This window comes from Paenibacillus beijingensis (assembly GCF_000961095.1).
In the GTDB taxonomy this organism is placed as follows: Bacteria; Bacillota; Bacilli; order Paenibacillales; family Paenibacillaceae; genus Paenibacillus_O; species Paenibacillus_O beijingensis.
On record NZ_CP011058.1, the window covers coordinates 4,531,940 to 4,550,552 of the forward strand.

General features: G+C 57.3%; 13 protein-coding genes. 10 read left to right on the forward strand and 3 right to left on the reverse strand.

The features are described 5' to 3' along the window. The first annotated feature begins 230 nt into the window (after positions 1-230). The 7 genes from VN24_RS20500 to VN24_RS20530 all read left to right on the forward strand — a co-directional run bounded on the left by VN24_RS20500 (position 231) and on the right by VN24_RS20530 (position 11,691). Positions 231-2,594 carry a golvesin C-terminal-like domain-containing protein gene (locus VN24_RS20500; protein ID WP_052703065.1) on the forward strand — a complete coding sequence of 788 codons (2,364 nt, stop codon included), beginning with the start codon at positions 231-233 and terminating at the stop codon, positions 2,592-2,594. Positions 2,595-2,665: 71 nt separating this feature from the next. Further along, positions 2,666-4,450, forward strand: coding sequence for a cache domain-containing sensor histidine kinase (locus VN24_RS20505; RefSeq protein WP_045671936.1), 1,785 nt, complete (start codon positions 2,666-2,668; stop codon positions 4,448-4,450). Beyond that, a complete protein-coding gene (locus VN24_RS20510) occupies positions 4,422-5,189 on the forward strand; it encodes a response regulator (RefSeq protein ID WP_045671937.1) in 768 nt (255 codons plus the stop codon). The genes VN24_RS20505 and VN24_RS20510 overlap by 29 nt, the downstream gene beginning before the upstream one ends. 127 nt (positions 5,190-5,316) lie before the next feature. Then, complete coding sequence (locus tag VN24_RS20515; RefSeq protein WP_045671938.1) at positions 5,317-6,663, forward strand: ABC transporter substrate-binding protein; 1,347 nt, start codon at positions 5,317-5,319, stop codon at positions 6,661-6,663. A gap of 166 nt (positions 6,664-6,829) precedes the next feature. Then, positions 6,830-7,705 carry a carbohydrate ABC transporter permease gene (locus VN24_RS20520; protein ID WP_052703066.1) on the forward strand — a complete coding sequence of 292 codons (876 nt, stop codon included), beginning with the start codon at positions 6,830-6,832 and terminating at the stop codon, positions 7,703-7,705. A gap of 119 nt (positions 7,706-7,824) precedes the next feature. Further along, complete coding sequence (locus VN24_RS20525) at positions 7,825-8,610, forward strand: carbohydrate ABC transporter permease (RefSeq protein WP_045673520.1); 786 nt, start codon at positions 7,825-7,827, stop codon at positions 8,608-8,610. 12 nt (positions 8,611-8,622) lie between these two features. After that, entirely contained in the window at positions 8,623-11,691 is a 3,069-nt protein-coding gene (locus VN24_RS20530) for a discoidin domain-containing protein (protein WP_045671940.1), read from the forward strand. Between the two features lie 24 nt (positions 11,692-11,715). On the opposite strand, the gene rocF is transcribed toward VN24_RS20530, so the two are convergent. Both rocF and VN24_RS20540 read right to left on the reverse strand, forming a co-directional pair. Continuing rightward, complete coding sequence (rocF, locus tag VN24_RS20535) at positions 11,716-12,621, reverse strand: arginase (protein WP_045671941.1); 906 nt, start codon at positions 12,619-12,621, stop codon at positions 11,716-11,718. A 75-nt stretch (positions 12,622-12,696) separates the two neighbouring features. After that, positions 12,697-13,629 carry a proline dehydrogenase family protein gene (locus tag VN24_RS20540; protein WP_082083964.1) on the reverse strand — a complete coding sequence of 311 codons (933 nt, stop codon included), beginning with the start codon at positions 13,627-13,629 and terminating at the stop codon, positions 12,697-12,699. A gap of 147 nt (positions 13,630-13,776) precedes the next feature. Here VN24_RS20540 and pruA point away from each other — a divergent pair, with 147 nt between their 5' ends. The 3 genes from pruA (at position 13,777) to coaD (ending at position 17,122) form a co-directional block, all read left to right on the forward strand. Beyond that, a complete protein-coding gene (pruA, locus tag VN24_RS20545; RefSeq protein WP_045671942.1) occupies positions 13,777-15,324 on the forward strand; it encodes an L-glutamate gamma-semialdehyde dehydrogenase in 1,548 nt (515 codons plus the stop codon). A gap of 711 nt (positions 15,325-16,035) precedes the next feature. Then, entirely contained in the window at positions 16,036-16,611 is a 576-nt protein-coding gene (rsmD, locus tag VN24_RS20555) for a 16S rRNA (guanine(966)-N(2))-methyltransferase RsmD (protein ID WP_045671944.1), read from the forward strand. 1 nt (position 16,612) lies between these two features. Beyond that, positions 16,613-17,122, forward strand: coding sequence for a pantetheine-phosphate adenylyltransferase (gene coaD / locus VN24_RS20560; protein ID WP_045671945.1), 510 nt, complete (start codon positions 16,613-16,615; stop codon positions 17,120-17,122). 21 nt (positions 17,123-17,143) lie between these two features. On the opposite strand, the gene VN24_RS26535 is transcribed toward coaD, so the two are convergent. After that, the gene (locus VN24_RS26535; RefSeq protein WP_052703067.1) at positions 17,144-18,502 is read right to left on the reverse strand and encodes a hypothetical protein; all 1,359 of its coding nucleotides are present in this window, start codon (positions 18,500-18,502) and stop codon (positions 17,144-17,146) included. Positions 18,503-18,613: the final 111 nt, after the last annotated feature.

Sequence of the window (18,613 nt, forward strand, 5' to 3'; positions counted from 1 at the left end):
AATTATACATACGCCCGGAAAAGTTTTGCCTCTTTCGCAGTTTTGTCCGTCTTACGCACTTCAAAACGGAAAAATAAGCGCCATCCCCAGCCTGCACGAAACCTCCCAAAATCGTTCTATTTTCGGACAAAAAATGTTCCTTAATTCGCTTCTGAAGGCGTGCTATATTGAGCGCATAGACCAATTTGTAATCGCTTACAAAATGTGGCATCATGAAAGGTGAGAACAGCATGAAAAGCGAGTACAGGAAGGAAAGTGTCTCAAAATCGAAGGGCGGTTTGCGGAGAGTTATTCTATTTGTTCTGATCCTGTCAGCCGGTTGGTTGTTCGTCAGTTCTCATTCGGCATGGGCAAGTTTCAGCAGCTTCATTACACGCAGCGGAGATAAATTCATGGACGGCGGTACCGAGTTCCGTTTTGTCGGCACGAATGTGCCGTTTTTGCTCCGGTCGTGGGCCGATCCGGCCGAGATCGAAGACACGATGAAGGCGGCGGCCGCTTCCGGTATCAACGTCATCCGGGCGTACCCGTTCGAAGTGCGGATGAGCGCCGATCCGCAGGGAACGTTCAGGCATGTTATGGGCCCGGGAAATTTTAACGAAAGCGCGTTTAAGCTCGCCGACAAAGCAATTCAGCTGGCAAATCAGTACAACATCCGGCTTATTATCCCGTTCGTGGACAATTACAATTATGTCGGGGGATACGCCGACTGGGCGGCATTCCGGGGCAAAAGCGCAAGCGAATTTTGGACCGATGCGACTCTCAAGCAAGATTTTAAAAATTTTATCTCCTACGTCTTAAACCGCACAAACAGCTACACCAATATCCTTTATAAAGACGACAAAGCGATTATGGCTTGGCAGCTCGGCAACGAGTTGCTGTCGACGGACAGCTGGACGAGCGAAATGGCCGCTTATACGAAAAGTATCGATCCCAATCACCTCGTCGGCGACGGGGGCTATGTGCGCGCGCAGGGGATCCGGACGAATGCAGTCAACGACGCCAACATTGATTTTATCGATCCGCACATTTACAGCTATCACCAGGTGGACATGGCGGCCAAGCTTTCGGAATGGAGAAACACGACGGCAGGCAAAAAGCCGCTCATTATCGGGGAGTTCGGCGATTATTCCGCCGCTGAAACCGAGCAATTGCTCGGCATTGTGCAGAGCAACGGTACGAGTGGCGCGATGTACTGGGGAACGATGCCGCATCATAAGCTGGGAGGATGGCATTGGCCACCGCTGAACGGCTGGGTCTACCTTCGCTACCCGGGCTTTGCAAGCGGCGACTGGGCGGAAGAGACGGCGATCGTCGGGAAGCTGCGTCAATACGCATATGCCATGCAAGGGCAGTCGCCGCCGGCGTGGCCGGCGCCGGCAGCTCCTGTCATGCTGCCGGCCGATTCCGTGCATAACCTGTCATGGAGGGGATCGGCGGGAGCGCGCGAATATGAAATCGGGCGGGCGCAGAGCGCATCCGGCCCGTGGACGGTCATCGCCGCTAATGCAACCGACGATGTGTCCGTGCCGCGCTTTTACAACGATACCGTACCGCTGTTTGACGACACAACCGCCGTTCCCGGCACATCTTACTATTACCGGGTGCGGGCGAAAAGCGCAGACGGCGTGGCGTCCGTTTATTCGAACGTGATCGGTCCCATTATGGCACGCGATGTCATCGTGGTCGATAACGGTGGCATAAACTATACGGAGACCGGAACATGGGGAAGCAGTACGCTGCCCGGAAGCTATAACGGAGGTTCGCGATACAGCAGCCTTGCCGGCAGCACGGCGCGCTGGCAGCCGAACGTGACGGCGCCCGGCTATTACAGCATTTTTGTCCGCTATCCGTATCATGCGACGTCGGCGCTCAATGCGCGCTACAAAATTTACCATAACGGTGTTTTCGACTCTGTCAGCGGCATCGACCAAACCGTCCTGGCGGACGGAAAGTGGCGGCTGATCGATACCGTCTACTTTGCGGGGGGACCGTCGGAATATATCGAGCTGCAGGCGGTGGGCGGTTCCTCGGCCAACTACCGCGCGGACGCCGTACTGGTTGAACCGCGGCTGTTTGGGGACAGCTTTCAACGAGACGGCGGAGTCGCGGGTTGGACGGCGCCGAGCGGCGTTTGGAGCACTGCGACGGACGGAACGACGGTCTTTAAGCAATCGGGCACTACGGGCGAGGCGGAAGCCTATGCGGGACCTTCCGTCGCCGATGCCGCCGTTTCGGCTGCCGTCAAAGCGTATGATCTGAGCGGCGCCAATGCATCGGCAGGGTTAATCGCACGGGCGAGCGCCGATCTGTCCAGCTTTTACACGATGCGCATCAATTATGATACGAATAAGCTGCAGCTGTACAAAAAGGTGAGCGGCGTTTGGACGAAGCTCGGCGAGACGGACTTCCAAGCTTCGCCGGGAACGTGGTATTTGCTCCGGCTGGAGCTGAAAGGAGCTTCAATTAAAGCGTTTGTGAACGGTTCAATCAAGCTGAACGTTTCGGATACGGCTTTGTCGGCCGGGTACTCGGGCCTGCGGACGTACGGCCAGACCGTTGTTTTCGACAACTTCCATATTTCGGCGAATTAATGTACGGGAGCCCCCGTTTTACGGTCACGTAAAGCGGGGGCAGCCTTGCGATAAGAAAGCGAAGTGATCGTATGAAGAAGCGGCGATTTTGGATTCCGAATACGCTCCGGCATCGGCTGTTTGTTGCCTATGTCGTGCTGTTGCTGCTTCCTTACTCTATGCTGAGCGTCTACCATTTTCGCGAAATCGAACACGCAATGCGCAGCAATATTAGCCAGCAGGACAAGCAAAATCTGGAATCGGTCAAGCGTTCGCTTGATAACGTAATGGGGTTCATGACGAAGACGGCAACGCTGCTTGAGCAGGACGCGACCGTCCAGTCGCTGCTTATGTACCCGGATCTCTTTGACGATTTCGAACGGGGAAGGAAGCTCGACTCCAAATTTTCAAGCATCATCAACAGCTTCTTCCTGTCGGAGGCCGAAGTTTATTTTACGGTTGCCGATCTCCACCATCATGTGTACAAGTCCTACATTCCTCTCCAGTATGAGCCGGGCAAAGAGCAGGCCTGGATTGCGAAGCACGAACAATCGGGCCAAAAATTTCAATGGATCAGCGCCGATCCCAATTACGTTTCCCGCGATATTTCGCGGAGTCCGTCGCTTGTATCGTTCATTTCGACGCTCAGCGACGAGCAGTTCCGTCCCGTCGGTTATGCGCGGATCAGCATCGATTACGACCCGTGGTTCAAGTCCTTTACATCCTCCGCCAAAGAAAGCGGCCAAACGTACTTTATCGTGGACGAAAAAGGCACCGTGCTGGGAAGATCGGATCCCGGGTCGGAATTGCCGGCTGCGGTTACGGGCAAGCTTGCGGAGGCTAATCCGGCCGAGAGTTTGTCTGCCCGGGACGATTCGAATTCGCTCTACAATTTCAGCTATATTCCCGCTTTGCATTGGTATGTGGTGAAACAAGCTCCGCTCGATGTGCTGTATCGCGAAGTCAATCAGGAGAAGCAGCGCTTCTATATCGTCATATCGGCGTTTAGTCTCGCGTTTCTGTTCTTCACCTTCGTCATAACCGGAGCTTTCACCCGCCCGCTGAAGCTGCTGCAAAAAAAGATGGAAACCGCGGCGGCCAAAGAACTGCAAGTGACGCTCTCCGAGCAGCGCGGAGCGGAGGAGATCGTCGCGCTGTCCGCAAGCTTCAACCGGATGCTGCGCGACATGAACGGGCTGATCGGGCGGCTGAAGGAAGAGGAGCGGCAGCGGCAGGTCGTCCGCTTTCAAGTGCTGCTGTCGCAGATGGACCCGCACTTTCTGCTCAATACGCTCAATACGATCAAATGCATCGCGCTCAAAAACGACGACGAAGAAACGCATGATCTGTGCGTATCGCTCGGCAAGCTGCTGGAGCGGAGCCTGAACCTCGAGGTGGACATGATCTATTTGGAGGATGAGATCGAAATGGTGAGGGCGTATATGCAAATTCAGAATGCCCGCTACGGCAACCTGTTTACGATCGAATACGACTATGAGCATGCGCTGCGGTACGCGCTCGTGCCGAAAGCGACGCTGCAGCCGCTCGTCGAAAATTCGATCTATCACGGTTTCTCCGCCCGCCGTGAAGGACATATCATCATGCGGATCTATACATCGGCAGATCAGCTCGTCATGGAGATCGAGGACGACGGCGCCGGGCTCGGGCCGAAGACGCCGGCTTCCCGCAGGCGGAAAGGAATCGGCCTGCAAAATATCCGGGAGCGGCTGGAGATTCTGTTTCAGCAGCGGGCGGGCCTCGAGCTGATCGCTTTGGAGCATGGAGTACTGGCGCGTCTGCGCATTCCGCTGCTCTTGTCAACCCCTTACGGAAAGGAGGGTTACGTCGATGTGGTCAACGTTAATCGTGGAGGATGAGCATCAGGCGGCGGAGTACGTGCGGACGCTCGTTCTGAAAGCGGATGCGGGCTTTCGGATCGTCGGCGACGCCTCAAACGGAAAGGAAGCATACGAGTTGATTGTAAAAAACGCGCCCGATCTGGTCATTTGCGATATTCGGATGCCGGAGTGGGACGGAATCGAGCTGCTGAAGCGGGTCCGGCAGGCCGGCATTGAAAGCCGTTTCGTCATGCTCACCTGCATGAACGAATTCGAGTATGCCCGGCAGGCGCTGGAGTACGGAGCTTCGAGCTATTTGCTGAAGCTGTCAATGGATCTGATCTCTTTTAAAAAAATGCTGGAAAAGATGGATGCCGAGCTGCGCAAGCTGGGGCGGATGAAGCAAATCGAAACGTATTTATCCGCTGTGCCGGAGAGGGATCAGGCCGCAACCGATCACCCGGAAATCAATAAAGTAATCGAATATTTGAACGCCCGTTACCGCGGACAGGTCACGCTCAGCTCCGCCGCGCGTCATATTAATATGGATCCGAGCTATTTGAGCGACTTGTTCAAACGGAAAACGTCGCTTACGCTGACCGAATACGTGAACCGTCTGCGCATCGATGCCGCCTTGTTTTACTTGAAGCAGACGGATGATGCCGTCGGTGAAATCGGGGCGAGAGTCGGCTTCATGAACGACAACTATTTCATCAAGATGTTCAAGCGGCTGACCGGCATGACGCCAAGCCAATACCGGAGACAGTTCCGGCCCTGACGAACAGCTTGTCCGTATAGACCAAAACCAAAAATCGTTCTATTGAATCCCAAAGCGCGTTACTGACCGTGCGATTTTTTTTTGTATATATTGAGAGTGCAATCATTTCCAAAAAGGGGATGCGACGATGGTAAAAATGAAAAGCTGGTTTGCGGTTACGTTAGTCGCAATGTTGTTTGCCGGATTGCTGTCCGCCTGCAGCGGCGGGGGATCGAATGAAGGGACAAACGGGAATACGGCCGGCACGAACAAACCGGCGCAAAACGAACCGGCCAAAAGCGAACCTGTGAAGCTGAAGTTTTGGGGCGGTGTTCCCGCGGAAGCGGGGCCGCAGGCGATCGTGGATGCGTGGAACGCCCAGAACAAAGACATCCAGGTTGAATATGAACGGTTCGTCAACGACGACCCCGGCAATTTGAAGCTCGATACGGCCCTGATGACCGGCCAGGACGCCGACTTGTTTGTGAACTATGCGATGCCGCGCCTGAAGCAGCGGGTTGAAGCGGGATTAGCGCTTGATCTGAGCGCGCTCGGCGATTATAACATCGACGATATGATGGGACCGGACGCCAAGCTGTGGCAGGTGGACGGGAAGTACTACGGAATGCCGACGACAAAGAACATGGCGTTCTTCTGGCTGAACAAAGACATGCTCGACAAAGCGAACCTGCCGATACCGCCGCTCGATTGGACTTGGGACGATGTCCGCACGTATGCGAAGAAGCTGAAGGAGACGGGCACCAATTGGGGGCTGCTGCAGCATGAGGCGGTGTTCATGGCCCCGTTCGACGGTACGCTCGCCGCGATCGGCACGACGAAAGCCGACGGAAAGTCGAATCTCGATAACCCGCTTATGAAAGCAGGCTTCCAGAATTATTACGATCTGATGTTTACCGATCAATCGACGCCTCCGTACGGCGAGCAAATTACGAGTAAAATGCCGGTCGATACGATGTTCCTGAAAGGAGAGGCGGGGATGCTGAACGCAGGGTTGTTTATTTTCCGCAATTCCAACAATTTGAAGGACAACCCGCGCACGTTCAAAATCGCCTTTGCCGCCATGCCGAGAATTTCGAAAAATGATTCCGAATTCAAATATCCGGGCGGGCTTGGCGACGTCATCTCCATCAACGCCAAGTCGCCGAACAAGGAAGCGGCCTGGAAGTTTCTGAAGTGGTATGCCGACGGCGGCATGCTTCCGGTAGCTGCCGGCGGACGTATCCCCGCTTCGAAAGCGGTGAACAAAGACGAGGCGCTCAATCTGATGCTCAAGGGAGTCGAAGATTTGTACGATAAAGATTCGCTCATGAAGGTCGTATTCGGGGAGTTCCCGACCTATGTAGACATGCTGGATCAGAAAATGGTCGACATGCGCAGAGAAGAATTCGAGAAATTTTTCCTCAAGCAGGAGGACCTGGATACGGCGCTTGCCAATATGGTCAAAAAGCATAACGAAGCGTTGGGCGTAAAGTAGGCGGATATTCCCGGCAAATAAGCAACTCCGGCAATATAGGCAATTAAAGAAGCAAAACGGGAAAGCTGTTCAGTGTTGGCGGAGGGGAGGGGCGAAAGCGTGTATCCTCCCCGTCCAAAGCTTATGCCCGATGCCGCGAAAGCACCGGAAGGAGGAATTCACCGTCATGAAATGGCACAGAAAGGAAAAGATCGCCGGCCTGCTTTTTATCGCGCCGAATTTGCTCGGGATCTTGCTGTTTTTCGTTATACCGGCGCTGTTCTCGCTCGGCATGATGTTTACCGACTACAAATTTGCGAATCCAAAATACCATTTCGTCGGTCTGGATAATTTCAAGAAGCTGTTCACGGACGATATCTTTTATACGTCATTGAAAAATACAACCATTTTTCTTGCCGCCGTACCCGTTTCACTGGTGATTGCATTTGTCATCGCGCTGCTGCTCAACCGGAGCGTTTATCTGAAGGGTCTGCTGCGGGCGATGTTCTTTATGCCGTACATTACGAGCGGGGTTGCGATTGCGTTTGTCTGGATGCTGCTGTTTCAGCCTACGGAAGGGCCGGTCAACAACTTTCTGCGGGGAATCGGTATTGCCAATCCTCCAGGATGGTTCTCGACGACGGACACGTCGATGTATGCCATCGACATCATCTGGGTCTGGTTCATTCTCGGCTACAACATGATCATTTATTTGGCGGCGCTGCAGGAAATCTCGGAGGAGCTTATTGAAGCGGCTCGAATCGACGGCGCCCGCAAATGGACGTATATCACCCGGATCGTATGGCCGCTCGTCAGTCCGACCACATTCCTGCTGCTTGTGACCGGGCTGATCATGTCGCTCAAAACGTTCGGCATCATTCAGGCGATTACCCAGGGAGGGCCGAGCAACAGCACGACGATCGTATCGCTTTACGTTTACCGGACTGCCTTCAGCTATTACGAAATGGGCTATGCTTCAGCCGTGTCATGGGTGCTGTTCGCCATCATACTCGCAATAACGCTGCTGCAGTGGTTCGGCCAGAAGAAATGGGTTCATTACTGAGAGGGGGAGGCCGCATGCAGCTTGCTAACGTTGGAAAAGGAAAAGTTAACGCGAGAAAAGGACTGCTCGCCCCGAATCGAGGAACGATCAGATTGAGAAAAGGGCTGCTCACCGCGGTCATGTTCGGGCTCGGTCTGCTGACCATTCTCCCTTTTCTGTGGATGATCGTAACGTCGGTGAAGAGTCCCTCAGAAGTGTTCGTTTATCCGATCAAATGGATTCCCGACCATCTCGTATGGGAGCATCATGTGAAAGTTTGGACCGGAAAACAAAGCTTCGCTCTTTACTATATGAACTCGCTCAAAATTTCAATCGTCGGCGTGCTCGGCGCCACGCTGCTGTCGGCCTGCGCCGCTTACGGGTTTTCCCGCATCGAGTTTCGCGGCCGGGACGCGCTGTTTCTGTTCTACCTGTCGATGATGATGATTCCCCCGCAGGTGCTGTTCGTGCCCAAATTCGTCCTGTTCGACTGGGCCGGCATCTACAATACGCACTGGGCTCTTATTCTGCCCTCCTGGTTCAGCATCTTCGGCGTGTTTATGCTTCGCCAGTTTTTTATCGGCATCCCGCGGGAGATGACCGAGGCGGCGTTCATCGATGGAGCCGGCCACTTCAAAATTTTTTGGCGGCTTATGCTCCCGCTTTCCAAACCGGCGCTTGCGACGTTCATGATTATCGATTTTTCGTGGCAGTGGAACGATTACGAGAATGCGCTCGTGTTTCTGACCGACCGGAAGCTGTACACGGTTCCGCTCGGGATGCAAAATTTCATTCTCGAGAACAACATTGATTACAACGGCATGATGGCGGCCGCGACAGCCGGCATTATCCCGATGCTACTCGTATTTATCGCCGGCCAGAAGTTCATTATCCAAGGGCTGTCCGGTTCGGCGGTCAAAGGGTGAGGAGGGGGTGGAATGATGAAAGTGACGGCCAGTTCGTTCCGCAATCCGTATATTCCCTGTAAAGCGGTGAACGGCGTCGTCTCGGAAGCGGACCGATGGGAGCCGGCATCTGGCGCGGCGGGCCCGCATTGGCTCCAGATCGATTTGCGCCGGCCCGTCCTGCTGGGCGGGACGGCGCTTTATTTCTGGCCGACCGGGTCGCCCGACGACGCGGTCCGTTTCGTGCTGAGCGCAAGGAGCGAAGGAACGTGGCGGACGATTCCCGGCACGCTCTATTCCCGGGAATGGAGCGGACCGGTGCGGCTGCAGTTCAAAGGGCCGGTAACGGCCGATGCGGTCCGATTGTACTTTCTGGACGCGTGGCTGAGTGTCGCACAGTGGCAGCTGCTTGCTCCGGAGGCGGAGGAGTGCGAGCCGCTTCTGATCGACGGCCCTCCGCTGGAGCAAGTGCACCGAAACGCCGACTACGTTCCGGACGTGAATGTGCTCGTATCCCAGTTCGGGTATCATCCCGAGCATACGAAAACGGTCATTTATCGTCTGGGGGGACAGGTTGGACAAGGTGCCGCCTTTGCGGATGCAAATTTTGACGTGAAGCCGGAGGCCGCAACGGAAAGCGTGAGCTTTGACGTTGAGCGGACAACCGCAGCAGAAAGCGCTAGCTTTGACGTGAAGCGAGCGGAGGGCGGAGAAACGGTGTTCAGCGGTAAGCTCGTAACCGTGGAAGACGACTTCGGCCTGTTTCAAACGGGCGACTTTACCGGGCTGACGGATGAAGGGGAGTACTACATTCAAATCGGGTGTGAACGTTCCTTCCGCACGTTTCGGATCGGGCGGGGCCTTTGGGGCGATTATGTGAAGCTGACGGCGCTTCACTATTTCGGGCTGAGGCGGATCGGGGAAAACAGCGTCGTCGGCGATTACGGGGATACGATCTCCGTCCGCTGGGACGATGCCCGGACGCAGGACGGGAAATACCGCTACATCGGCAAAGGGTTTGCCGACGGCTGCGATTTGCGGCGGTTCTGCAACGCCTCGCTTATCGTGACGCAGTACTGCCTGCTGAAGCAGAGCGGTCCCCTCTGGGATACGGCCGACTGGATTTACGATCAGGTCCGTTGGGGGCTGGACGGCGTGCTTTCGTTTCTTGGCAAAGACGGCATGCCGGACGCTGCGCTCCATGTGCGGACGCCGGACATTCATTACGGTACCGACGGCCGGTTCGAAAGCGGCGACGAAGGGCTCATTATCAATGCGATTGCCGACGAAGAGCACAATGCATTCGAATATAACGGATGGAACAAGGAAGCGGTTTGCAGCTCGCTGCTGCTCGGTCCGGCCGAAGCGTGCTTGACGTTCGGCGAGCGGGACCCGGAATTTTTCGAACGGGTGAAGCAGCTTGTCATCCGGGGGCACCGGCGCATCCGCGAAACGTTCTCGCCCCACCCGCACAAATATTCGCTCTCCGGCTGGGCTTGGCTGAATGCGCTGCTGCATGCCCTTACCGGCGAGAAGGAATACAAGGAGCTTGCCGTAAGCGCCGCGGAACGATTTATCGGCCTGCAAGTTACGGAGGCTTACGGCGATAGTTCCGTAACCGCCTCGGGCTGGTATCGTTACGCGGCTGAAGGCGAACACGATCCGTGGAAGGGACAGACGCCCCGTTACGGTAAATATACCGATTTGGACAGCGGGCTGCGCAGCCCGTGGGGGGAGAAGCCCGAGCAGGAAATCATGATCGTTCCGTGGCTCTATCAAGGGCTGTTCCGGCTGCTTGACCTGCTGCCGGACGAAGCCGGAGCGCCGGCGTGGAAGAGCTCGCTGCACCGCTATGCGCGGGAGTACTTGCTTGCGTTATCCAAGCAAAATGTATTCGGGCTTACGCCGATGAAAGTCGGCAGCAAAGGACTTATACGCCGGAAGGGGACGCTCAGCTACCAGTATCACGGGGAAATCGGCCGCATGTTCCACCAGCTCGGCAACGGGGCGTTGTTGATGAAAGCGGGCAAACGGTTCGGCGACCCGGAACTGATCGAGGCGGCCTGGAAGCACGCGTATTATTTTACCGGCTGCAACCCGCTTGGCATCGGCGCGATCTACGGCTTATCTGGCAACATCCCGTCGCAGCAGTACTGCTCCGATACGGTCGGCAAAGCGTACCCGGGCGGGACGGTGAACGGCTTTAACTGCGTCTCTTCCGTCAACGATTATCCGAACTTTCAATATTGGGAGTATTACGGCTACGCCAATTTGGCCAATTTATGGTTTGCGTCGGAAATCGGGGCCGATTCGTTCACGGAGCCGCTGGAACTGTGGCCGAGGCAGTTGACGGAAGCGCCGCATTCCGCCAATGCGGCGCACAGGCTTCACACATTCCCCGTCCGGTTCAAGGGCGGGTTCCGCTACCGGTTGATGGCGGTCGTCAAAGACGGCGCCGCAAGTGTGGAGCGGATGGACGGAAAAGAAACGGCCGGCGAAAGGCCGCTGCGGAGGAGCGATAGCGGTGCGGACGGCGGAAGTCCAGTGCATTGGAGGGGGAATGGGGCGGAAGGCGGAAGCCCGGTGCAGTGGAACGAGAGTAGGGCGGCCGGCAGAAGTTCGGTGCAATGGAGCGTGAACGACGTGCCGGGCGGAAGCCAGCAGGCGGGCACGATCAGCGCGGACGGGATTTATGCGGCGCCCCGTGTGATGGAGGAGCTGAAAGTGACGATCCGGGCGCAAAGCACGGGCGATTCCGGCATATTCGCGGAGACGGAGGCGATCATTATGCCGGTGCCGGGAAGGACGGAAGGGCTCATCTGCTCGCGGGAAGGCAATTCGGTCGTGCTGCGCTGGAGGGCTGCGGACGGACCGGTCACGGGATACACGGTATATCGGCGGCATCCGGTAACGGAGCGGGAGGCGGGCACCATTTTCGAACGGATCGGATTTACCGAAGGCGCCGGCAGCTGTACGTTTACGCTAGCGGATGAAGAGCCGGTCGGGACGCAGTTTATCGTAAGGGCTTATTACCGGCACGGCGGCAAAAATTACGGTTTCGGCGAAGATTCGAATACGGTGATGCGGGTGGATGAGCGATGAGACGGGAAACGGCACAGCACGCGGTTATATCTTCTCGCCCAGCATGGAGCCGATCAGCTCTACGGCGAGCTGCGCCGTCCGCCCGCTGCGCTCCAAATACGGATTGACCTCCACCAGTTCGGCCGAGGTCAGGATGGACGCGTCGTGAATCAATTCCATCGCCAAATGGGCTTCGCGGTAGGTGAGCCCGCCGCGAACCGGCGTATCCGTTCCCGGAGCTTCGCCGGGATCGACGCTGTCGATGTCGAAGCTGAGATGGACGCCGTCGCAGCCGGCTCCAGATAGAATCGCGAGAGCTTCCTCCATGACCTCGGACATGCCGCGCCGGTCGATGTCGTGCATCGTGAAGCAGCGGATGCCGAGGGAAGCGATTGTCTGCCTCTCGCCCGCGTCAAGCTGCCTCGCGCCGATCAGCACGGTGCGCTCCGGCTGCAGCTTGGGAGCGGCGCCTCGCAGCGAGACGAAGCGCGGATCGCCGCGTCCGAGGCCTGCAGCGAGCGACATACCGTGCAGGTTGCCCGACGGCGTCGTCTGCGGCGTATTCAGGTCGGAGTGGGCGTCGATCCAAAGAACGCCAAGCCGTTGGCGGCGCTCGGCCAGGCCGGCGACTGTGCCGATGGCGATGCTGTGATCGCCGCCGAGAATGAGCGGAAAATCGCCGGCGGCGTCGATGGCTGCCGTCGCGGCGGCAACCGCTTCCGACATTTTAAGCACCCGGCCCCAATTTTTCATCTGTGCGGAAGTCCGCAGGTCGAATTGAATATCCGGCATATAGCCGGACGAATGTAAGACGTAAGGAAAACCGAGCGACTGGAGTTTTTGCGGCAGACCCGCCTCCACGATTGCCGCCGGACCGTGCGCCGCTCCGCCCCGTCCCGCCCCGTAATCGAACGGAACGGGCAGCACCGAAATGTTCGCCCTCTGTTGCAATGCGCGATCCCTCCCTGCAAATCCCCTCACAATTCCCGCAATCCAATATTCCCCGGCAATCCCAAATTCGTATGTTTACTCTCGTCTCCCCATATTTCGCAGCACGAAGGCCGCATTGGCCGGACGCTCCGCAAGCCGTCTGACGAAATACGGGTACCACCGCTCGCCGTACGGCACGTAACAGCGGACGGTATAGCCTTCGCGGGCGAGCGATTCCTGCAGCGGCGTCCGGATGCCGTAAAGCATCTGGAATTCATATGCGGAACGCGGTATGGAGCGACGGTGGGCATACGAGCGGGTCCAATCGATAATCGTTTCGTCATGGGTGGCGATGCCGGTGTAGACGCCGCTGTCCAGCCGTATTTTGATCAGCCGCTTGAAGTTGGAATCGACATCATCGCGCTTGGCAAAAGCAATCGACGAGCTTTCCTTGTAAGCTCCTTTGACCAGCCGCAGATTAATTCTCTCGACGGTAAGCCGCTTCACATCGACAGCGCTCCGGTACAGATACGCCTGTATGACCGTTCCGACGCGGGAGAAGCCCTCCCGGTGAAGTTGGCGCACCAATTCGATCGTAGCCGTCGTATACGGGCTGTTCTCCATATCGAGCCGGACAAAAAGAGAGTGGAGCTCCGCTTCCCGCACAATGGCGCGGATTCGATCGAGCGCGGAAACCGGATCCAGCGCGAGCCCCATCTGCGTCGGCTTGAGGGATACGTTGCCGTTGACGGCTTCGCGGTTCATCGCCTGGAGCAGGGAAAGATAAGCGCCCATGTAACCGTCCGCCTCATCCAAATGCCGGATCCCTTCGCCGAGATGATCCAGCGTAACCGCAATGCCTTTGCCGTTTAACGCCTTCACGGCGGCCAGCGCTTCCCCCAGCGTCGTCCCCGCGACAAATCGCGAGGCGCCAAGCCGCATGCCGTAACGCAGCGCAAGCGCTTCGGCCGCGCTGTTGCCGGCGAGGCCAAGCAGCAGCGAGCGGTACAGGCCGTTTCCCAGCCCCATCGATAACGCACGCTCCTTTAGCGCAATTTCAAGCCAGGCATTGCTGCGCAAAACAGGCAGTCATTTTCGAATCCCGTCTTGCTTATATATAGACGATAGCATTGCCAGCCATGACTAAAAAAACGGGAACAAGGAGCGTGATTCGAAATGATGGAGCAATTCCGGAACGAGCCGCTGACCGACTTCCGCAGCGAAAGCAGCCGGGCCGCCTTCGGGCGCGCGCTGGACAGCGTCAAATCCGACTGGGGCCGCACATATCCGCTCCTGATCGGGGGAAAAGAAATCGTGACCGGGCGGCTGCTCGAATCCGTTAATCCGGCACGGCACAGCGAGGTGGTCGGATTGGTCGCGCAAGCGGGCCGCAGCGATGCGCTGCAGGCGCTGGATGCAGCGGCTTCCGCGTTCGCTCCCTGGAGCGCGGAGCCTTTTGCCGCGCGTGCGCGGATTTTATATAAAGCGGCGGCTCATCTGCGGCGGCGCAAGCATGAATTTTCGGCATGGATGGTCTGCGAAGCGGGCAAAACATGGGCCGAAGCCGACGCCGATACAGCGGAAGCGATCGACTTTCTGGAATTTTACGGGCGGGAGGCGGAACGGATCGGCGCACCGCAGCCGCTTATTCCGCTCAGCGGAGAAGACAACGAGCTGACCTATATTCCGCTTGGCGTCGGCGTGATCATACCGCCCTGGAATTTTCCGCTGGCGATTATGGCGGGCATGACCTGCTCGGCGCTCGTATGCGGCAATACGGTTGTGCTCAAGCCGGCGAGCGCCACGGCGGTCATCGCGTCGAAATTCGTATCGCTGCTGCTGGAAGCGGGCCTTCCCGAAGGCGTCGTGCAGTTCGTGCCGGGGGCGGGGGCGGAGATCGGGGATGCGCTCGTAGAGCATCCGCTGACGCGTTTTGTCAGCTTTACGGGCTCGCTCGAAACCGGACTGCGCATTTATGAGAAAGCGGCGAAACACGCTCCCGGGCAGCGCTGGCTGAAACGGGTCGTCGCCGAGCTGGGCGGCAAGGACGCTATCATCGTCGACAAGGGCGCCGACTTATCAGCCGCCGCCGAAGGCATTGTCGCGTCCGCGTTCGGTTTTTCCGGACAAAAATGTTCCGCATGCTCGCGCGCCATCATCCATAAGGATGTATACGATCAGGTGCTGGACGATGTCATCCGGCGCACGTCGGGACTGCGCGTGGGCGATCCCGCCGAATTCGGCAACGATATGGGCCCGGTCATCGACCGTTCGGCACTGAACAAAATCCGCGATTACGTGGAGATCGGAAGCGGGGAGGGCAAGGTGGTGTGGGGCGGCGGCACGGACGACTCGACCGGCTTTTACGTGCAGCCGACCATTATCGACGGGGTGAGCAGCAAGGCGAGAGTGGCGCAGGAGGAAATATTCGGACCGGTGCTCTCTTTTATTAGGGCAGAAGATTTCGGTTCCGCGCTGGAGGCCGCCAACGATTCGCTCTACGGCTTGACTGGAGCGGTCTATTCCCGCAAAAGGGAACATTTGGAACAGGCGCGCCGCGCCTTTCATGTCGGCAACTTGTATTTGAACCGCAAATGCACCGGCGCGCTCGTCGGCGTGCATCCGTTCGGCGGCTTTAACCTCTCGGGTACGGACTCCAAGGCGGGCGGGAGCGATTATTTGCTGCAGTTTACGCAGGCGAAAGCGGTGTCGGAGCGGATGTAGGAGCGGATGTATGGAGTGGATGTATGGAGCGGATTGAAAATGCTCCGGTTTTACGGTTTCGGCCAAGTTCAGCCAAGTAATGCTGTATGCAGTATGGAAATGAGGAATAGCATCAAACAGACGAGGCTGTCTCATAGTATTCGCTCGAATGAGCTAGTCCTAACTAAGACACAAGAGGACCTCCTTTTTCGCTGGCAAAGCGGAGTCGGAGGTCCTTTCCTCGCTAAACCTGCGAATGCGCAGGAATTATCGATCGAAATCGCATGTCTGGAGGGAAAACCTGCGATGGTGCAGGAAATCCCAGCTTTTATCGCCTGATCGAGAGCTGGGGTCGAAAATAAATGTATATTCGCAGCAATATCAACGCAGCCGAAAAATAACAAGAAAAAAGATGTACGAACGCATGATTTTCAACAATCACCCTTCGTGCAGAACGATATAAACGAACGAGCCGGGCAAGGATTGCCCCTTGACTTGATCGGGTTCGTTTACACTTTTGAAGCAGAAGGGCTTGAAATACGCTAAAAGCCTGCTTACGGGGCAACCCGTTATTTCACTTGTTCGGCGGCGCTTTTTCCGGTCGAAACCGGCGGTACTCTTTTTTAATGAACCTTCCAAAAACGTATAAGATGAAGGAACACTTTTACGCGAAGAAGGCATTGTGTTACGATAGCAGGAGCAATTTACGGAATTGAAAGGGGAAGCGTCTATTTGAGAGTCATCGCAGGTGAAGCGAAGGGCCGCACCTTGAAAGCGGTGCCGGGCATGAATACGAGACCGACGACCGACAAGGTGAAGGAAGCGCTGTTCAGCATGATCGGCCCGTTCTTTGAAGGCGGCTTGGCGCTGGATTTGTTCGCCGGAACGGGCGGACTTGGCATCGAGGCGCTCAGCAGAGGAATGGAGCGCGCCGTTTTTGTCGATATGGACAAGCTCAGCCTGGAGGTGATCCGGCACAATGTGCAGGCGGCCGGGATGACGGAGCGGGCGGAAATATACCGCAACGACGCGGAGCGCGCGATCAAGGCGCTGCACAAGCGGGGGCTGTCGTTCAGCGCCGTTTTTTTGGACCCGCCGTACCGGATGAAAAAGATGGACGAGCTCATGCTGGAGCTGTGCCGTCTAGGACTGGTCGAGGACGGGGCCGTCGTCGTCATTGAACATGATGCCGCACACGTGTACGATGAACAAATCGGGGATTACGAGCAAGTCAAATACGCGCGCTATGGTGATACGGCCGTGTCGATCTACAGGTACGAGCCGGCCGGCGCAAAGGTGGAGAGCTGACATGCAATCGAACGCAAAGCAAAAGAGAATCGCCGTTTATCCCGGAAGCTTCGATCCCGTTACCAACGGGCACCTGGACATCATCCAACGGGCCGCCAAGCAATTCGATCATCTGATCGTGGCGGTGCTTAACAATACGAGCAAAAGCCCGCTCTTTACGGTCGAAGAACGGAAAGAGCTGCTTCGGGATGTGACGCGGGACATGCCGAATGTGGCGGTGGACGCTTTTCGCGATTTGCTTGTGCGGTTTATGCGGTCGCAGCAGGCGAATGTCATTGTCCGCGGAATCCGTTCGGTGACCGATTTCGAATACGAGCTGCAGCTTGCGTCCACGAACAACCATTTGGATAACGATATTGAAACGATTTTTATGATGACCAATCCGAAATATGCGTATTTAAGCTCCAGTATCGTCAAAGAGATCGCAAAGTTCCAAGGAAACGTGAAGGAACTGGTCCCTCCGGTCGTGGAGCGCAGCCTTCAGAGCAAATACGGTTCCAATTCCCGTTAAACGACTCTAATGAACGAACGCTTACAATCTTGTGCCGGCGCCGGTAAGGCGGACAGCCGCCGACAGTAAGAGAGCCATTGCGGTAAAAGCTGCGAACAGGAAGAAAAAAATCGGGACGAGCGGCCAGAACGATTGTGTGCCGGCATCGATCAGACGCGAAGCGAGGGCGCCAAGCGGCGCGGATGCCGCATTTCCGGCAGCTGCAAACGCCGGAGACGGCGGCAGCGCCGGCAGCAAGGAGCGGATCGGCGCCGAAAGCGGCCGCCACAGCGCGAGCGTCAGGCCGAAAGCGGCGGCCGCGTTCAGCAGCCGTGCCGCGGCCAGCGGCAGCAGCTTCAGGCCCGTGCCGGCGGCCGCTCCACCCGCCTGCAGCAGCGCGCTCAATCCGCCCCAGGCAAGCAAAGCGGCAATAACGGCCGTTTGCAGCGCTTCGCCGGGTAAATTCCACCCTGAGGCGGCATAAGCGCCGAGGTGGCTTTCCATAAACGCGGTCAGCGCCAGCCGGCTCTCCGGGCCGGAACAGAGCGGACGGAGCAGTGACAGAATTACGGCGGTGAAAATGATCATGCCGCCGGCGGACATCAGCTTGTGTACGGAGGCCGTGACGGAATCGCCGAGCGCCTTGCCGAACGTGCGCCCGTCCCGGCGCCGTCCTTCCTCCATTGCGGCCGCCGCCCGGCGGAGCAGCGACGGGCCTGGTGCGGAACCCGCCTGCGGATGCGAAGACGTGCCGTACGCGCCTGAAGCAGAGCCGGGCGAGGATGCACCCGGCAAGGAAGCGGCCGTAACGGAATCGCCGGCGGATGCGCCGGTCGAAGAAGCGCCTTTCAAGGAGGCGCCTGCGGGCATACGGCCCGTATGACCGGATCGAAGGCGGGGCCTGCCGATACGGTTAAGGACGAAGCCGGTCAGCAGACCCGCCCCCCAAATGATGAGCAGCAGGTACAGGCCGAGACCGGGCTGCTTCAGAAAGCCGGCGCCGACGACGACGAGCACGAACAGCGGATTGGGGGAGTGGGCCACGGCAAGCAGCCGCTGTCCTTCGCGGACGGTTAGCGTACCGCGTTTTACAAGCGCCGCAGCCGCTTCCGCCCCGGCGGGGAAGCCCGTCGTCCAGCCTTGAACGATCGCCCATCCGCCTGCGCCCGGCAGCCGGAAGATGAAACGCATGAGCGGCTGCAGCATGGTGCCGGCAGCGTCCACGAGTCCGAACGCGAGCATCAGTTCGGCCAGCACCAGAAAAGGCAGCAGTCCGGGAAATACATAGTTCCACCATACGCCCAGTCCTTGGAGGGAAGAACGAAACGCTTCGTCGGTTCCGCCCACGATGGCGGCGACAATCATAATGGAGGCGCACGCGAGCAGAAGCGTCCGGACCATGAACGATCACTCCTTGAAAAGGTTTCGGCGGATTCGTTATCGGCAGCTGATTTGACCGGAGATGAAAGGGACAAACCGTAAACGGTACATTATACGATGTTCGAAAAAAAG